Origin of the sequence: Myxococcus sp. CA040A (assembly GCF_013336725.1) — a bacterium.
In the GTDB taxonomy this organism is placed as follows: domain Bacteria; phylum Myxococcota; class Myxococcia; order Myxococcales; family Myxococcaceae; genus Myxococcus; species Myxococcus llanfairpwllgwyngyllgogerychwyrndrobwllllantysiliogogogochensis.
In genome coordinates, this window is record NZ_JABUMR010000017.1 from 132,463 (window position 1) to 149,132 (window position 16,670).

The 16,670-nt window shown below is 67.1% G+C and carries 15 protein-coding genes; 4 read left to right on the forward strand and 11 right to left on the reverse strand.

Annotated elements, in window-relative coordinates:
• Nucleotides 1-2: 2 nt before the first annotated feature.
• The 5 genes from HUA75_RS43515 to HUA75_RS43535 all read right to left on the reverse strand — a co-directional run bounded on the left by HUA75_RS43515 (nt 3) and on the right by HUA75_RS43535 (nt 5,658).
• Complete coding sequence (locus HUA75_RS43515) at nt 3-455, reverse strand: phage tail protein (protein ID WP_141644330.1); 453 nt, start codon at nt 453-455, stop codon at nt 3-5.
• A gap of 57 nt (nt 456-512) precedes the next feature.
• On the reverse strand, nt 513-2,069 hold the full coding sequence (locus HUA75_RS43520) for a phage tail sheath C-terminal domain-containing protein (RefSeq protein WP_141644331.1): 1,557 nt from the start codon (nt 2,067-2,069) through the stop codon (nt 513-515).
• 38 nt (nt 2,070-2,107) lie between these two features.
• Nucleotides 2,108-3,562: a hypothetical protein gene (locus HUA75_RS43525; protein ID WP_174489796.1), complete on the reverse strand. Its 1,455-nt coding sequence runs from the start codon at nt 3,560-3,562 to the stop codon at nt 2,108-2,110.
• The gene (locus HUA75_RS43530; protein ID WP_174489797.1) at nt 3,559-4,161 is read right to left on the reverse strand and encodes a DUF4255 domain-containing protein; all 603 of its coding nucleotides are present in this window, start codon (nt 4,159-4,161) and stop codon (nt 3,559-3,561) included. The genes HUA75_RS43525 and HUA75_RS43530 overlap by 4 nt, the downstream gene beginning before the upstream one ends.
• Before the next feature lie 612 nt (nt 4,162-4,773).
• Entirely contained in the window at nt 4,774-5,658 is an 885-nt protein-coding gene (locus HUA75_RS43535) for an RNA polymerase factor sigma-32 (protein ID WP_141644334.1), read from the reverse strand.
• A gap of 305 nt (nt 5,659-5,963) precedes the next feature.
• On the opposite strand from HUA75_RS43535, the gene HUA75_RS43540 reads away from it, so the two are divergent.
• Entirely contained in the window at nt 5,964-6,410 is a 447-nt protein-coding gene (locus tag HUA75_RS43540; RefSeq protein ID WP_141644335.1) for a hypothetical protein, read from the forward strand.
• 131 nt (nt 6,411-6,541) lie between these two features.
• On the forward strand, nt 6,542-8,929 hold the full coding sequence (locus tag HUA75_RS43545; RefSeq protein ID WP_174489798.1) for a YfhO family protein: 2,388 nt from the start codon (nt 6,542-6,544) through the stop codon (nt 8,927-8,929).
• A 42-nt stretch (nt 8,930-8,971) separates the two neighbouring features.
• On the opposite strand, the gene HUA75_RS48150 is transcribed toward HUA75_RS43545, so the two are convergent.
• From HUA75_RS48150 to HUA75_RS47365, 3 genes are read right to left on the reverse strand one after another with little or no spacing between them, the layout of a single operon-like run.
• Entirely contained in the window at nt 8,972-9,553 is a 582-nt protein-coding gene (locus tag HUA75_RS48150; RefSeq protein WP_371746327.1) for an immunity 52 family protein, read from the reverse strand.
• Nucleotides 9,510-9,698, reverse strand: a complete 189-nt coding sequence (locus HUA75_RS48155) for an Imm52 family immunity protein (protein ID WP_371746328.1) — start codon at nt 9,696-9,698, stop codon at nt 9,510-9,512. Before HUA75_RS48155 ends, HUA75_RS48150 begins: the two co-directional genes overlap by 44 nt.
• Nucleotides 9,699-9,711: 13 nt before the next feature.
• Nucleotides 9,712-10,188, reverse strand: a complete 477-nt coding sequence (locus HUA75_RS47365) for a Tox-REase-5 domain-containing protein (protein ID WP_371746329.1) — start codon at nt 10,186-10,188, stop codon at nt 9,712-9,714.
• Between the two features lie 788 nt (nt 10,189-10,976).
• Here HUA75_RS47365 and HUA75_RS43560 point away from each other — a divergent pair.
• Nucleotides 10,977-11,471 carry a hypothetical protein gene (locus HUA75_RS43560; protein WP_174489800.1) on the forward strand — a complete coding sequence of 165 codons (495 nt, stop codon included), beginning with the start codon at nt 10,977-10,979 and terminating at the stop codon, nt 11,469-11,471.
• Nucleotides 11,472-11,667: 196 nt separating this feature from the next.
• Entirely contained in the window at nt 11,668-13,311 is a 1,644-nt protein-coding gene (locus tag HUA75_RS43565; protein ID WP_174489801.1) for an LVIVD repeat-containing protein, read from the forward strand.
• 72 nt (nt 13,312-13,383) lie between these two features.
• On the opposite strand, the gene HUA75_RS43570 is transcribed toward HUA75_RS43565, so the two are convergent.
• The 3 genes from HUA75_RS43570 to HUA75_RS43580 form a co-directional block, all read right to left on the reverse strand.
• Complete coding sequence (locus tag HUA75_RS43570) at nt 13,384-13,896, reverse strand: hypothetical protein (protein ID WP_217441633.1); 513 nt, start codon at nt 13,894-13,896, stop codon at nt 13,384-13,386.
• 152 nt (nt 13,897-14,048) lie between these two features.
• Nucleotides 14,049-14,834 carry a thioesterase family protein gene (locus HUA75_RS43575; protein ID WP_174489802.1) on the reverse strand — a complete coding sequence of 262 codons (786 nt, stop codon included), beginning with the start codon at nt 14,832-14,834 and terminating at the stop codon, nt 14,049-14,051.
• 3 nt (nt 14,835-14,837) lie between these two features.
• Nucleotides 14,838-15,833 carry a bifunctional helix-turn-helix transcriptional regulator/GNAT family N-acetyltransferase gene (locus tag HUA75_RS43580; protein ID WP_174489803.1) on the reverse strand — a complete coding sequence of 332 codons (996 nt, stop codon included), beginning with the start codon at nt 15,831-15,833 and terminating at the stop codon, nt 14,838-14,840.
• Nucleotides 15,834-16,670: the final 837 nt, after the last annotated feature.

Genomic DNA, 16,670 nt, shown 5'->3' on the forward strand with positions numbered 1-16,670 from the left:
GATTACGGCGCGGCGACGACGAGCGTTTCGAAGGCGACCTCGAGCGACTCCACGGCGACCTCGTTGCCTTCCGACTTGAGGTCCGTGCCGGAGAGCTTCGTGGGCCACGCGTTGTTCAGGGTCCACGTCATCTTCGGTGCGCCCTGCTCATCCAGCAGACTGATGATGACCGTCCGCCGGGCAATCGTGTTCATCTTGATTTCGTTGTACCAATCCCAGAAGCGGGCATCGTTGATGAAGATGCCCTTGCGCATCTTCACGTTGCCGACCTTGCCCAGTCCCGGCATCTTGATGGGAAAGAAGCTGGGGTTGTTGCCGTGCCGGTACTCGATGACCTGCGTCTCCGTCTCCAGGCCATCCACTTCCTGGAAGCTGACGGACGTGTCGTCCCCCAACTGGACGGAGAAATAGAATTTCGGCAACGGCCAGATATCGTTTTGGACTTCTCCTGCCATGGCGGCTCCTCGGTGAATTCGTGAAGGGTGGAATCAGTCGTCGAAGTCCGGCGGGCGCTACGCGCTGGCGCCTTCCATCTTCTGCTTGAAGGTCAGCTCGATGAACTCCGCGGGGCGGATCATCTGCAGGGTGACCTGGACGACCATGTAGCCCTCCAGCACGTCCTGGGCCGTCATGGTGCTGCCGAGGCCGCACTCCACGCTGAACGCATCCGATGCGGTGGCGCCCAACAGGCCTCCCTGGGACCACAGCCCCTGGAGGAAGCTGGACACCATGGACGTGACGGAGGCCCAGGTGTTGCCGTCGTTGGCGGCGAAGACGAAGCGGTCCAACGCGGCCTTGATGGACTGCTCGGCGTACGTGAGGGTGCGGCGCACCTGGATGTAGCGCCAGTCATTGCTGTTGCCGTCGAGCGTGCGCGCGCCCCAGACGACGGAGCCCCGGCCCACGAACTCGCGCACGGCGTTGACGGCCTTGCCATCCACCGGGACGTTGAGGTCCGCCTGCTGCTCGTTGTTGAGCTTGAACGTGGTGCTGGTGACACCGGTGAGGCTGACGTTGGCCGGCGCGTTCCACACGCCCCGGTTGGTGTCGTTCCAGGTGTAGATGCCCGCCATGGCGCCGCTGGACGGCAGCACGTCGTCCTTGCGGGAGATGATGCGCAGCATGTCCGTCAGGAGCGGCAGCGCGGCGGTGAGGTTCTGGTTCAGGACCTGGATGTCCTCGGGCGCCGTCACCGTGCCAATCTTGGCGATGTCCGCGTCCACCGCCGTCTTGCGCGAGGGCGCGTTGGTGTAGAGGTTGGCGCTCTCCGCCAGCAGGATGGTCTTGAGCGTCGCGTCCGTCTGGATGTTGGTGTAGTCGAAGTCGCTCAGCTCCTGCACCGTGGTGTGCAGGAAGGGGAAGTACGTCATCCCGTAGTTGAGGAACTTGCTGCCCAGCACGCCCCGGTAGTCGGAGATGACGGTGGGCAGGGTCGTCTGCGTGACGCTGGCGGAGCCATACACGTCCAGCACGGCCACGCGGTCCTGCAGCGCGCCGCACTGGGCGAGCATGGCGGTGGCCACCGTCCCGTAGTCCGCCAGCGCCGTCAGGTTCACCGCGTCCGGCACCACGAGCATGGTGGGGCCCACCTGCTCGGCGATGATGTCCAGGCCTCCGACGAGCGTGGCCGCCTCCAGCGTGCTCGTGTAGTCGCCGACGGAGACGATGTACGCGGTGCCGCCGCCGTTGGCGTAGAACAGACGCAGGCTGTTGAAGAGGACGTACTTGGTGCCCGCCTTGGGGACCAGGTCGTAGTACTTCCAGCCGGGCGTGGCGCCGGCGCTGTCATACACCTTGAAGTCGTAGTCGCCCGACTTCTGCTTGGTGGTGTCGGTGACCTCGGTGAGGTCGAACGTCGGGTCCGGCGCCCCGCCGAAAATCTGCTCGTAGTCCGCCAGCGAGTTGATGAGGACGGGCTTGTTGGGAATGGGCTTGCCGCTGAGCGTCGCCGTCTTGGTGTAGCCGATGAACGCGGGCACCGCCGTCTGGATGCCGACGACGGAAGGCGGGAAGGCGTCCAACTCGGTGACATAGACGCCGGGGGTTTTACGGGCTGTCCTGATGGGCATCGGGTCCTCTCTTCGCTTCGTGGGTGGGGCTTCGGGGTTCAGAGGTTCAGGTAGATGTCCGAGTAATCCCGCCGATCGAGGGGGGAGGGCCGTGGCCCCTGGGGCATGCCGGAAGGTCTGGTGCCGCGCGGGACACCGGGGAGCGGGCCCACCCGGGGCAGCACCAGCGCGGGCGAGGCCACGGGCACGTTGGACATCAGCGTGTTCTCGAAGAGGCTCTGTTCGCGCGTCCCCTGGAGCTCGAAGACGTAGTCGGGGACCTCCTGCAGCGGCAGGTCCTGGTCCGCGATGAAACGGTAGGTCACTCCCGCGCCGGGGACCTGGACGGGCACCGGGCCGGAGAAGGTGACGGGCTGGGGCGAGCCCACGTCGAGCAGTCGCAGCGCGTCGTAGCGGACGCCCTGGGGCGGCACGACGAAGTAGCACCAGCGGGTCTTCCGCCGCTCGAAGCGCAGCTCGGCGCGCAGCGGGACGACGCGGGTCTGCTCCGCGCCCAGGTGCAAATCACACAGGGGATACAGGCCCGTGTCTTCGGGGTTCGGCTTGGCCAGCACCAGGTCGAGGAAGGCCAGCGGCGTCGGGTACGCCTGGGTGTAGAGGACCTTGCTCTCGATGAGTATCCCGCCGTCGAGGTCGAGCTGGCGGACGGTGTAGAGGCCCTCGGGCAGGGCCGCGAGGTCCAGGTAGGCGAAGTCGCCCACGCGCTGCTCGGGAATGCCGGGCCCGCGCGCCACGCGCACCTGCTGACAGGAGATGGCGGAGGGCGCCTGCTTCCCCAGGAGCAGCGTGACCGGGATGCTGCACGGCTTGCAGAGGACCTCCTCCCCCGAGATGTCGAGCAGGACTATTTCGGCGGTCTCCGGGAGCAGCGGCACCTGCATCTGCACCTGGGCCACGCGCTGTCGGCTGGCGGCGGTGACCTGCTCGCCCGGGTTGAGCAGGATGGGCAAGGTCCTGGTGGCCGTGCAGTGGAGGTCCTGGTCCGTGGGCTCCGGCGGCTGTCCGGCGAAGTGGGCCTGGCGGTTGCTGAAGTAGAGGTTGTCCGAGGTGGGCTGGAAGTCGCTGGGCAGGTCGGTGAAGTTGACGAAGAAGGGCGTGTCGGGAATCAGCACGAAGGACAGCCACGTCCACTGGCCCGCCTTCTCGCGTCGCTCCATCGCCTTGAGCAGCTGCGCGCGGCGGTTGAAGTCGTAGAGGACGGAGAAGGCGGTGCCCTCGTCGCGGAAGAGCAGGCCCAGGTCCCTGAGCGTCGCCGCCGTCGCCGCCGTGGGCCGGCAGACCAGGGCCGGACAGCGCCCCTCGGAGCGGTTGAAGTAGGTGTGCCGCAGGTCCACCGACAGCAGTCGCTCGAAGGTGTAGCGGCGCGGCGGCACGTCGTAGTCGTCGAGCGACTCGTTCGTGGCCAGGGCCCTGGCGAGGCGGGGCAGGTCGCCCTGCCGCAGCCGCAGGGGGCCATCCAGGGAGCGCTCGTTGGCGCGTCGGAAGCGCCTCATGGCTGCATTCCCTGGGGCCGGCCGGGCGCTTCGACACCCTTGGCCGCGGACACCTGGCCCTGCATGGCCTCGCCCCGGTAGGGAATCATCCGGACCTTGTAGAAGACGGAGGGGAGGTACTTCACACCCGCGAGCCCCATCAGGTGGTTGAGGCCCAGGAGGTCCAGGTCGACGAACTCGAACGTGAGCTTGTCGATGTCCGGGTCCAGCCCCGGCAGGCTCTGCTGGGTGAACCAGGGGGTCTGCTGGAAGAAGCTGATGACGTGGGAGATGGCCTCCAGCCCCACCGGGTACGCCTGGTCCTCGAAGTTGGCGTACAGCAGGACGAAGAGGTCGATGAAGAGCGGCGGCGCGATGAGGCCGTACGTGTCCGGCGACACGGGCACGTTGCGGTTGTAGGTGCTGACGATGGTCTCGTGCCGGATGTTCGCCAGGAACATCACCACCGCGTCTCGCGCGGGCGCCGCGGGACGCCCTTCGCTGTCCGTCAGGTTGGAGAGGACGACCCACGGCTCCTGCCGGGGCGCCGCCTCCGCGTTCCGGATGAACTCATCCAGACGCCTGCGGACCAGCTCCAAGGTTCCTCCCAGCTTGCCCAAGACGAGACTCCTCCAGCACGCGCGCCGGGCGTGTCTGTGATTAATGAGGGTGGTGAGACCCGGAGGGCCGCCGGGGTTTTCGCGAGCGAAGATCCAACCGCCGACCGTTCGCCACAGCCGCTGAATGGTTCACGCGAAGATTGATTCGCGAGATGGTCAAACAGTAACAGGGAAAGTCAGTGTGTCAATGGGGGTGGGTTTGTCTGACTTGACGAGGAGGATGTCTGTTGAAACCCCGTGCGTCTGTATTTGAGGTCACGCGAAGGGGCGGATTCCGGCGGTGCGCTTCGCGGGCGTCAGCGCACGTAGGACGTCCTGCCCCCGGGGCGCGTGGGGCGTGGACGTGGAATCAGGGGACTGACCTGGAGGGTTCGCGGGAGGGGCCGTCCCGGACAGCGGGCCTCGGGTGGGGAGGCCGCGCGTCGACGGGAAAGGGCCCCCGGCGCCGCGCGGGCCGGATTTTCGGCCTCGCGCGCATTTCCGGAGGAGGAGGTCGGGTGGACCCCCGGCGAGCAGGCCAGGGACGTAGGGCCTGGAAACGAATGAGTCCGCCCTTCTTTCGAAAGGCGGACTCGATGTGAGTCAGCGACCCCGTGAGGGCGTCGGTGCGGGTCAGGCGAGGGCGGCGGCGTCCAGGCCCGCGTCGGCCATCAGGAGGGCCAGCTCCGCCTTGAGCTTGTCCTTGGCGCGAATCTCGAGCTGCCGGGCGCGCTCGCGGGAGAAGCCGAAGTGCTCGCCCAGCTCGCTGAGCGTCATCTCCGCGTCACCCATCACCCGGTTCTCGATGATGAAGCGCTCGCGCGGGTCCAGGCGGCGCAGCGCGCGCTGCACGAGGTCACGGGTGAGGCCCGCCTGCTGGCGGTCGGCCACCTCGTCCTCGTGGGACGCGGCGGAGGACTCGACGAAGTCCAGGTGGGTGGCGTCGCCGTCCTCGCCCACGGGCGCGTCGAGCGACAAGTCCCGGCCGCCCATGCGCTGCTCCATCTCGCGCACCTCGGAGGCCTTCACGTTCAGCCGGCGGGCAATCTCCTCCGCGTTGACGACGCTCGCGTCGCCGGCGCCCATGCGCTCCAGCTCGCGGCGGGTGCGCGCCAGGCTGAAGAACAGCCGGCGCTGCGCCTGCGTCGTGCCCAGCTTCACCAGGCTCCAGTTGCGCAGGATGCAGTTCTGGATGTACGCGCGAATCCACCACACCGCGTAGGAGATGAGGCGGATGCCCTTGTCCGGGTCGAACTTCTGCACGGCCTTCATCAGGCCGATGTTCGCCTCCTGGATGAGGTCCGACATCTTCAGGCCGTAGGAGCGGTACTCGTAGGCCACCTTCACCACGAAGCGCAGGTTGGCCGTGACGAGCTGGTGGCCCGCCATCAGGTCTCCCCCGCGAAAGCGGCGCGACAGCTCCTGCTCCTTCGGCTGCGTCAGCAGCGGGTACTGGTTGATCTCCGAGAGGTACGTGGAGAGGGAATCCGGGGAGGAGAAGTGGGAGGTTTCCTGCATGGCGTCTCTCGGGGAAGGGGGCCGGTGGGAGCCGCGCGTCGGCGGCACGGGACGGGTCCTTCGCAATGCATGTGCCACGGCTCTTCCCAAGCGTTCCCAAGTGAATGCGCGGGTTTGCATCAAGGGGGGAGGGTGCTTAAGGGCGGCACCCTTTCGTTTTTACAGGGGGGTATTTCGAAGTCTCTTCCGACTGTCTTCCGGCCGACAGTGGGAGCGGGTGGGGCACGTGGCGGCATCCAGGCGAGCGAGGTGGCGGTTGTGCGAGGCGCGTCCCTGTCTCGCTTCGTCATCGCCACCTTGGGGGGATGGAGAACCTGTTCCAGCTCTTCGCGGTGTCCGCGGTGGTGATGGGGGTGTCGCAGACCATCGCCCGCGAGCGCATCTTCGCGCCGCTGCGCGAGCGGCTGGGTGGCAAGGACACGTGGTGGGGATATCTGGTGTCGTGTCCCTACTGCCTGTCGCACTACGTGGCCTTCGTGCTGGTGCCGCTCACGGGGACGTACGCCATCGACGTGGTGGTGGGCGGCTGGCCTGGGTGGGCGTTGAGCTGGTTGCTGTCCTCGCTGCTCATCACCGTCATCGCCGCATTCTTCCGGGTCATCTTCTGGTTCGTGGATGAGAGCCAGGGGCTGGTGCGGCGGCGGCAGCGGACGGAAGAAGAGGAGACCGCGACGAAGCGGCTGGTGAGGAAGCAGGTGGAGCAGCAGGTCTCCGAGGAGCCCCACGAGCCGCTTCCTCCGTCACGGCACTGAGGGGCGGCGCGGGACTACCCGTGCCCCTGGCATCATGAGAAGAAGGTGCCCGGCTGGCGTCCGGAAGCAGGGTCGCGCTCGCGGGCGTGGATCGGCTGCCGCCGCGACGACGCGGAGGCACCAGGGGCTCGATGGCGGACGACTCGAAGCGGATGGGCGAGATGGCGGGCGGGTGGGCCACCTGGGGGTGGCGGGTGCTCCTGGTATTGCTGCCCGCGGGGTTCTTCTTCCGGGCGGTGGCCAGCGGCGGGGTCTTCATTGCCGGGGACACGCTGCGCGTCTTCTATCCGACGCGGGCCTTCTGGGCCGCGAGGGTGTCCGCGCTCGAATTGCCGGAGTGGTTCCCGTATGACGGCTTCGGTCAGTCCTTCGTGGGCGCCATCAACGCGGGAGCGTTCCATCCCACGTCGCTGCTTCACCTGGTGCTGCCGCTCGGCGCCGCGGGGACCGTGACCTTCTTGAGCTGTTATCTGCTGGCGCTGGTCGGCACGTACGCCCTGATGCGGGAGTACCGGGTCCCCCGGGCCGGAGCGCTCTTCTCGGCCATCACCTTTGCATTCTGCGGCTACCTGGTCGCCATCACCAACAACTCGACCTACCTGCTGTCCGCCAGCGCGGTGCCCGCGACGCTCTGGGCGGCGGTCCGCTTCCTGCGGGCCCCTTCCGTCGGAAGACTGGCCGCGGGCGGGGCGTTGCTGGCGTTGGTCGCCGCGGGTGGTGACGCGCAGGGCTTCGCCATGGTGAACGGGTTCGTCGTGCTCGTGGCTTGCGTGGAGCCGGCGGCGGGGACCTGGCGTCGGCGCGTGGTGACGTGCGCGTTGCTGGTCGCCACGGGTGGGTTGTTGGCCGCGCCGCAGTTGCTTCCCGCCGCGGCGCTCGCGGGGTCCGGAGAGCCCGGGGCCCGGTCGCTCGCGGAGGCCCAACGCTTCGCGCTGGCCCCCCTGCGCTTGTGGGAGCTGTTCATGGGGCCCTTCCTCGCGGACGTCGAGGGAATGCGCGGCATCCCCGAGGAGGTGGTCCGCAACCTCGTTCCGTCTGGCGGCTTCGGTCGGGTCTGGGTCGATTCCGTCTATGTGGGGACGCCCGCGTGTGTCCTCGCGCTGGCGGCGCTCATCACCTCCGCGAGACAGCCTCGGGCCTGGGTTCTCGCGGGTGTCTGGCTTCTGCTGCTGGCCCTCTGTCTGGGAAACGCGCTGCCTGTCTATGGTTGGGTCTATCAACTGCTGCCGCCCTGGCGCCCCTTCCGCTATCCGGAGAAGCTGGTTCCGTGGGTCTCGCTCGGGCTCGCGTTGGGGGCGGGATGGGGCTGGAGGGCCTGTCTGGAAGAGAGGCGCGGTCGCCGAGCTGTCGCGTGGGCCGGCGGCGGGGTGGCGCTGGTGGGAGCGGCGGTGGCGGTGGGGGAGGCCCTGTTCGGCGCGTGGAGCCGCCACGGGCTCGTCTCGCGTTGGCCTCAGGTGCCCGCCGGGGTGGTGGAGGGGCTTTCCGGCAACGTGGTGCGGGTGGGCGTGCTGACGGCGGTGCTCGCGCTCGCGTGTGGGCTGCTCGCCCTGTTCCTGCGGGCACGAGGGCTGCGTGAAGGGCTCCTGGTGACACTCCAGTTCGGTGCGTTGTGGTGGGGCAGCGAGCCGTTCTACGTCCTCGCGCCCGCGGAACTGTTGGAGGTACCGCCGCCGTTCGTCGAACCCATCCGTCGCGCGGTTCCACCCGAGGAGCCCGTGCGGGTGTCGATGGCGGTCCGCCACCTCGGCGCCTGGAACGTGCCCGGCTATGACTTCAACGAGCGGATGGCGCTCCGGCTGCTGACGACGTTCCAGCCGGACACGATGGCGTTATGGGGATTGGAGAGCGCGAACGGCTACCTGCCCGGAGAGAGTGCTCGGGTGCGCCAGCTGCGCCAGGACCTGCCTCGCTGGTATGGCCACCTGGCGCCGCGCCTGGGCACGTTGTTCTCGGTGCATGACACGGGGGCACTCGCGGCGGCGGCCTTGCCGCCATCCACGCGCATCATCGCCCAGGACTCGTTGTTCGGGACGTCGCTGGTGGAGCACCCGGATGCCTTGCCACGCGTCTACGTTGCCCGGCCCCGGTGTGTGGGCGAACCAGGGCAGGCACTGGACCTCATGCGAGCGCCCGTGCTTCCACCCTCCGATGTCGCCGTCGTGGAGTGTGCCGGACCGCTGCCGGAGGCCTCCGAGCAGCTGAGGGGCTCCGTGCGCGTGGAGCGCCCCTCACTCGAGCACCTGCGCGTGGAGGTGGAGACCTCCGAGCCCGCCGTGCTCGTCGTCAATGACGCCTACCAGCCCGGGTGGACGGCGTGGGTCGACGGGAGCGAGGTGCCCATCCTCGCCGCGAACTTCGCGGTTCGCGCGGTGGCGGTGCCAGCGGGCCAGCACCGGGTGGAGATGCTCTACCGGACCCCGGGGCTTCGCGCGGGGCTCCTCGTCTGCATTGGGACGCTGCTCACGCTGTGCCTGCTGGGTGTTGCACGGCGGCGTTCGCCGAGGCAGGTCGCCGCATGAGGGTGGCCGGTTGAGTGTTCTCCCGGTAGCCCGCTCTTGCTCCTATGGCTGAGCGTGGAGTGGCTTCAACAGCCCTGCCCGGTCCAGCAGCTCGCGCACCCTCTCGGCCAACGCCACATGCTCCGGGTTGCTCACCGTGAAGCGCTCGGGGGTGAGGATGATGAGGGTGCCCTTGTCCGCCACGGGCTCGATGCGCACGGGTGAGGGCAGTGGGGGCAACGTGCCCCGATGTTGTGCGAGGTACGTGACCCACCCAACATACGGAGTTCCCTTGGGACGCCGTGGCTTCAGGACGTCTCGATGTTGCTCCGAGATGGCCACTCCCCACTCCGGCTCCCAAGCGTCAGCAGTCCGTCGAATGAGCGCAGCTAGCGCGGATGCCGAGAGGATCCGCTCCAAGCTCGGGCCTTTGCTTGGCAACGTGTAAACACAACTGTTTCCGACCCATTCGGAGGAGCCACCGCACGCGATGAGGAGGCCAGTGGTTTCGTAGTCATCACCCGCCCCATTCCAGCCACCCCCGCTGAAGCCAAGGTTGTCGAAGGTGCGGTCCTTGCCTCGTCGGACGAATGGCTCTAGCTCAGCGAGGTTCGGGCTCAATGGGCGCCTCAAGGCATTCTGCACGTGACTTGCCTTGTTGGAACCAACGCTCAAGCGATGGGTCTACGGATTGAAGTTCTTCAAGGAGGACTTCCAGTCGCCGAGCGCATTCCTCTGACGACTCCTTCCTGGGCCCCCAATAGACTCCCGCGTAGTAGCTCTCGTTCACGATTCACGGTTCCTCATGGCAGAGGGGGAGTGAAGATGACTTCTATTCCCTCGACATCGTTGGCATCGAACAGCTTCCGAATGGCCTCCGCGGTTTTCTCCTCCGCGATGTGCCATCGAATGGGTGCCCCCCTTGCGGCTGCGAGCTGGCGCCTGGCCTGATCTGCGAGTGCCTTTGCTCCTGACTTCTCGAACCAGACCTTCGGCTTGAGGTTGTCGAGAAACGTGTTCGCATAGCCCGGCCCCTTGGCCTCCAGCAGCACGCTCTTCTCGAAGCCGTCGAACTTCACGCCTCCACTGCCTTGGCTCACGCCACCGAGCCAGTATGCCTCGTCCGCCGTGTGGCCCGTGATTTGTTCCTGGTAGCGCCGTGCGCGGGGCGACAGCTCGGCGCGCGACACTTCGCCCGCGTCCAGCACCTCGCGCAACATGAAGCCCACGGCAACACGGGCCGGGAACTGCCCCAGTGTCACGTCCTTGCCGAGCAGCACCTCCAGCAGCCGTGCCGCCTGCGTCGCCCTGAGAGAGTCACCAGCCAAGGGTCGCGAGTCGCGGTCCTCCAGCCCCGCGCCGCGAAGCAGCTCATCGAACGCATCACTCCGCTGCCCTCGGGGATGCCCAGCCTCCGGAGCCCTCTCCCCGAGGAGTGAGGAACGCTGCTGGAAAGTGCCCCTACGAGTCGACGGTTCAACTCCAGCGCATCCCGTGACGAAGAGAGCAGCGCAAAGCACCCAGAGGCCAGCACGCATTCTTCACCCCCATGCCTCGCATCAGGAAAGGCAAGCAGGCTGAATGCTGGCATTCCCGTCTGACAAGCCTGAGGGGAACGATGCTTCTTCACTGCCTGCCTGCCTCCGTAGTGGCCGGAGACGGCATCCTCTCAAGCTGCGGCAGGTCAGAAAACCCGCAGGACATGTCAATCTTCAATGCCGCGTCGCCGAGGCGGCCTCATGGAAGCGCCGAGCCGTCGGCGACGCTACCCCACGGAGACCTAGGGACCTGGCCGTGAGGACGGCCTCCAGGCGCTCAGGGGGCTTCGAGAATGTGCAACCCCGAATTCAGGGATTGCCCTGCCCAGGCACGCAAGTGCAGACTCCCGTCGCTCTCGATTCACAAGGCGATGCGGATGCGGCCCGGTGTCGTTGTGGGTGGTATCTCGCATTCCCGTGTGGATTCGGGCGCCGGGGCTTGCGCGTCGTGGCGATGCCTCGCGAATCCATGGGCCGTGTGATGGCTGTGTGGCATTGACGCATTGAATGACGACGACGGGGGTATTGGCATGCGAATGCAATTCGATGTGCGCCTGGTTTGTGCCGCATTCCTGGTGGCGACGACGCTGTCGGCCTGTGGCGCCGAGTCGCCGGGCGGCGACGGCCTCACTTTGGAGAGCCGCGAAGCGGAGCTGTCGTGTCAGGTGACGCAGCAGTGCACGAACAGCACGGTGTCCTGCGGCTCCGCGAGCGGTGTCTGTACCTCCGGGGTGGACAACGGAGGATGGGTGGAGTGCGATGGCACGCGGACGTACTGTCCCTCGGTCACCGCTTGCACGTGTCAGCCCGAGCGACGCGTGGTCGCAGGGTACGGAGTCCACCCGCGGTGCGCTGGGGCCTATCTCTCGGCGAGCCGGGATGCCCGCGAGAACGCGGCGGCTCAGTGCCCCCGGGGCGTCTGCAACGCCGTGGAGGAAAGGGGCGAGTGCTTCGCGACGCCGGAGGAGGCCAACGCGGACGTGACGCTAACCTTCTCCTGCATGGGACCTCCGAACTGCCAGTGAGAAGCGCCGCTGGAGAGAGGGTGATGCCCGAACGCCTGAGTGCCTCGGGCGTCACCCTCCGCTGGCTTCTGGGCGCGCGGGCAGTGCCACCAGCGGATGGGGTTTCATCGAAGGCCTGAGGGAAAACGCGCGGCAGCGGCGTCTCCTCCGGAATGGCACCCATGCCCCTTCATGGTGGCCTTCCAGGAGGTTCCACATGGCGATGTCCCTTCGGGTCCTGCTGTCCACCGGGTTGCTGTTGATGTCCGTGTGTCTCTCTGGCTGTGAGGACTCACCCGACCCGGACTCCTCCGACTCCGGGTCGCCTGATGCGGGGCTCCCCGATGCGGGACCCGTGGTCTGGGATGGCACCTATACCGAGCTCGAAGAGCGCGGAGACATCCTGGACACGGGGCCCTTCGCGCCGTGCACCTTCGATACCCGGGACGCGGGTGCCACGACGTGCGAGGAGCTGTCCCGCTTCGACCTCTCCCAGTGCAATCTCGGCTCGCTGTCCGAGGTGGAGGCCGGGTCCATCTACTTGTACCCGCTCCGGGACGCACGGCCCGTTCCGGACGGGGGCAACGCCGTCATCGAGGTGGGGGGCGTCCACTTCACGGAGGATGGCGGCAACATGTTCTATGTGCCCTTGCCACTGAGGGACACGGGACCTGGGCGCTTCTTCGTGCGTGGTTTCGCTCCTGCTTCGACGGCCGCCATCACCCTGGCGGGCTGCGAGCAGAAGGAGACCGACATCATCACCGGGTGCTTCGCCTACTGCTACCGGGCGCGGCTCATCCGGTCGGGAACCTTCGAGGCGCATCGGGTCTCCAGGTGGGGAGGAGAGCCCGAGTCCTCCGGTGGCCTGGAGTTGCTCTCCGAGGGTTACACTTCCCTGGGCCACCCCCTGGACCTCTACGTCACCAAGGGGCACGCCTACGTCGTCTCGATTCCCAAGCAGGTCCGCACGGGCGGCCTTTCCATCTTCGACGTCAGCAACCCGCGCGCGCCCGTCCTCAAGAAGACCCTCTCCCTCCCCGGGGACAACACCTGGAACGGGGTCTGGGCCAAGGGTGATGCCCTGTATATCGCCAGCAACACCTCGGGGACGCTCGTCTACGACATCTCCCAGCCCGCCGAGCCCCTGTTCATCCGTGGCCTCACCACGGGAGGCACGGGGACGCACACGGTGCTCGTCGATGGAGACCGGCTCTACTCGATGGCGCCTGGCACCGGCACCTTTGTTCATGACATCTCGGAGCCGCTGTCGCCGCGTCTGCTGACGGTCATCGCGCTGCCCGACGCGGCCCTCCTGGGCGGTCCCCACGACACCTTCGTGTACGAGAACCGCCTGTATGTCAGTGATGCCTTCCGCGGCTACTTCGTGGTGGACGTCACCGACCTGGACCATGTCCGCGAGCTGGGTGGGTACGTCCGTCCGGACTTCACCTTCGCGCACCACAGCGCGGTGGGCACCTTCGCCGGGCGGACCATCGCCTTCGAGGGAGGAGAGTTCCAGTACGCCCATCTGCGAGTGCTCGACGTCACCCGTCCGGAGCGCATCGTGAAGATTGGCGAGTTCCGCACCCACCGGCCCTTCACCTCCATCCACAATCTCCTCCTGCGCGACAATCTCCTCTACATCGCCTGGTACCAGGACGGCGTGCGTGTGCTGGATGTGTCCAATCCCACGCGCCCCCGGCAGGTGGCCCACTACAACACCTTCCGCGAGGCGGACCCCTACCGCACCGAGAGCCCCTTCGAGGGGCTGCTCGGCATCCGCGTCCCCGGCGACGGGTATGTGTACGCAGCGGACTCCTCGCGCGGCCTGCTCATCTTCAACGAGCTCGCTCAGCCGTAGCCCATGGCCACGCGGACTCCGGGAGCTGGGCGTGAGGGGTACGCCCGCTTCTGGAGCGCGTATTTTCAGGCCCTAGCCATCGGCCCGGGAGAAATCCATGACCCAGTTCGTCTCCCACGTGTTCCCGCCGTCAGAGGAGAACGCCTGCTCCCAGCGCGGCTTCGCCGTGGTGACGCGCGACCAGGTGTAGCGGACTCGGATGGGCTGCCCCTCGAAGGTGTCCACGCCCTCGAAGATGCCAACGTCGTCCGTGAACGAGCCGACCACGGGCGGCTCAAGGGCGCCGCGGCGGTTGTCCACCCAGTAGATGGACCACTGCTTCGTTTCCGGATTGAAGAACTGGAACGCGGAGCCGATGAAGCCGCTCCAGTAGTCGGTGCGGTACTCGTCCTCGATTCCCATTCCGCCCAGAAGCGGGCGGGCCACGCTTGTGGCCTTGAACTCGACCCACTCGGTGGAGCCCTTGAGCCGCTCGCGCAGGCGTCGATTGTGGATGTCCCACCGGCCGACCCAGAAATCGAAGGCACGTGCTCCGTCCCGGGCCGGCACGACGTCCTTCTGCACCACTGCTTGCTCCTTGTTCACGTTCACTCCTGTGTCATTCCCCGAAGGGGAGGGCGAGGAGCACGGTAGGAGGCATATAGGGTGGAATCGGCCCTCATTCGGACAAGGCGGGTCCGAGTCGCGGTGGGGCGGCGCTTCAGCGCCCAGGGTCATCCAGGTGGCTCGCGCTCCGGTCAGCGAGGTCGGACGAGCAGGGTCTGTTCGGCTCGTCCGATATGCCCATGCATGTCGAAGAGGTCGGAGCTGGTGAGGCCGTGACCTGTCGGCCCAAAGGTCACGCGCGTGTCGAAGCCGGTCCAGGCGCCGACGGGCTGGCGAAACAGGTGAATGGTCAGGTCGACGTTCGGGAACTGCCACTCCTCGGGCCGGCGACGGACCGCGATTCCATTGGACGTGTCCACGAGCAGCGCACAGCGCGCGAGGTCGCTCACGGGGTCGCCATCGACGATGGCCAGCGGCGTCGTGAGCCACGCGGTGGTCCTGCCGGGGCTTGGGCCCTCGATGGCGCGCATGTCGACCGAGGCGACGTAGTCACCCGGCCACACGGTGTTGAGGTCGAACCGGCGGCCTTCCTCGGGTGGCGGCAGGGCTTCACGTGCGCCGCCCGCTATCGCGGACGTGTCGTGCGTCGCGAGCAGCCACACTCGCGCGCGGAGCACGGGACGACCGCGCTGCGACAGGACTCCCTCGACGAGGTCGACGGCGCGACCAGGACGCAGCACCTCGAACGCCACGTCACATCGAGAGAAGTCGAGAACGCCGAGGTAGTCGTAGCTGATGCGAGTCACGAGCTTGCCGCCAGTCTTGCGGCCGGCGAGCCAGCGCTCCAGCTCATGCAGGAGCAGTCCATTGACGGGGCTGATGTGCAGTTCCTCCGGATTCCACGCGCCGGCACATGCGCGCTGCGGAAGGAACCCACCGTCTTCCGTGCGGACGAAGTAGGCGCGTGGTCCGGTCATCGGTCATGACTCCCGCTGTGAAGACGGGGGCAGGGGATTCAGGTCACCCCTCGGCCTGTATGACATCGCCACGTCACATCGCGCGTAGCGCGCCCCGAATAGCCTCATGATCTCCGCGTCGTGCACGAAGCCCAGCTTCTCGTAGAGGTGGATGGCTGGCGCGCACTTCTTGTTGGTCAGCAGGTAGACCTTGTCGAATCCCAGGCTGGAGGCCCGCTGCAGGGTCTTCGCGAGCAGGAACTCGCCGACCTTCAGGCCCCGGGCGCTCTTCAAGACACCCATCTTGGTCAACTCGACCCAGCCGTCCTTGGACACCATCAGGGCGCAGGTCCCGACCACGCCCAGCCGTGGCGTCTCGGCGAACAGCACCACGCCTCCCTTGTCGAGGATCAGTTCACGCGGCTTCGACAGGAGGGCGATGTCGTTCTCCTCGAGGATGAACATGTCCTGAATCCATTCGGCGTTGATCCGATGGAAGGCCTCGGCAAGGTCGTCGGAGAAGTCGCGCGCCCACATCGCGGGCGGACCGGCGGCTTCGCTCCGGCTCAGCAACGAGGACTCCGCCAGCCGCGCCTCCACCCTGGTCAGTCCCTGCATGAAATCGCCCGACAACCCCTCGACCAGCGAGGCCGCGGCGGGCTCGATGCGCGGCAACAACTGCGTCTGGACGCGGACCATCAGGGCCTCGCCCTTCTCTGTCAGCGCCAGGCGCTTGGCGCGCTGGTCGTCCGGCGAGCGCCGCACTTCGACGAAGTCTTCCAGGGTCCCGAGCGCGCGAGTCACCGTGGGTTGGGCCACCCGCAACCGTTCGGCCAGTTCTCCCACCGTCATCGGGCCGTGCAGGCGGAGCGTCATCAACATCGACATCTGGGCCGGCTGGACTGGCAGGTCCAACGAGCGGGCCACCTCAGCGGCGTCGGCCTGCATCCGCTCGGCGAGTCGCTTGAGACGGCTGCCCAGAAAGCCCACTCCAAGTCCCGCCAGAAGATCCACTTCCATGTCGCACCTCCGAACCCATAGCGCGCTATATATCTAGCTATGAATCGGATGGAGCGCAATGGACTTTCCGGTGGGAGTCCTGCGCCAGGGGCACCGGCCCCGGTGGGTGACCTGTGTCAGGAGGTGCTCGGCCCGTGAGCCCTCGATGCATGCCGCGACAAGCCGAGCTGTCCGACCAACGCCATCGCCCAGGGGAGGGAAGAGGCGCCACTCTGGCAGCCGCAGCCACTGTTTTCGGCCGGTGGCTCCGTGAGAGGTCCGCCCGCGTCCGGCTGGACGGTCCCCGTCATCGTGACGGAGAACGAGCACGTGCCCTCGGTGCCCTCGCATTGTGCTTTCCAGCTCGTGGAGGGGAGGGACAAGAGCGCCGCTTCGAGAGGTCGGTCCAGAGGGGCGTGAACGGACATGCCGCTGCCGAGCGCGTGGCAGGAGAGCGGGGCGCTGAAGGGAGGGGGCTGAGAGCAACCTCTTCTCAGGGTGGAAACGCCTGAGACCTTCGAGCCCGGCCTGCGGAATCCTGGCGACCGGCAACGAGCACCTGTTTGCGATGGATTGCAACGGCAGCTGCGCCACCCTCTTTCTGCAAACGTCGCAGCGATTCCCCTTCCATGGAAACCAGAGTCTTTCACATACCTTGGACCCACCTCGCCCGCATGCATTCGCGTGAGGAATCGTGGCATGCTCCTCATGCAGCAACTGCATGGAGTGCCTTAGAGGACCTAACAAAAGTCAGGGCTGGGGTGGCCACCGACGAAGGGCATCCCCAGCTTGAGTGCATGGTCCGCGAACTCGTTCCCGACGCCTTCTGGCAGCGTGTGGCGCCGCTGCTGCCTCCGC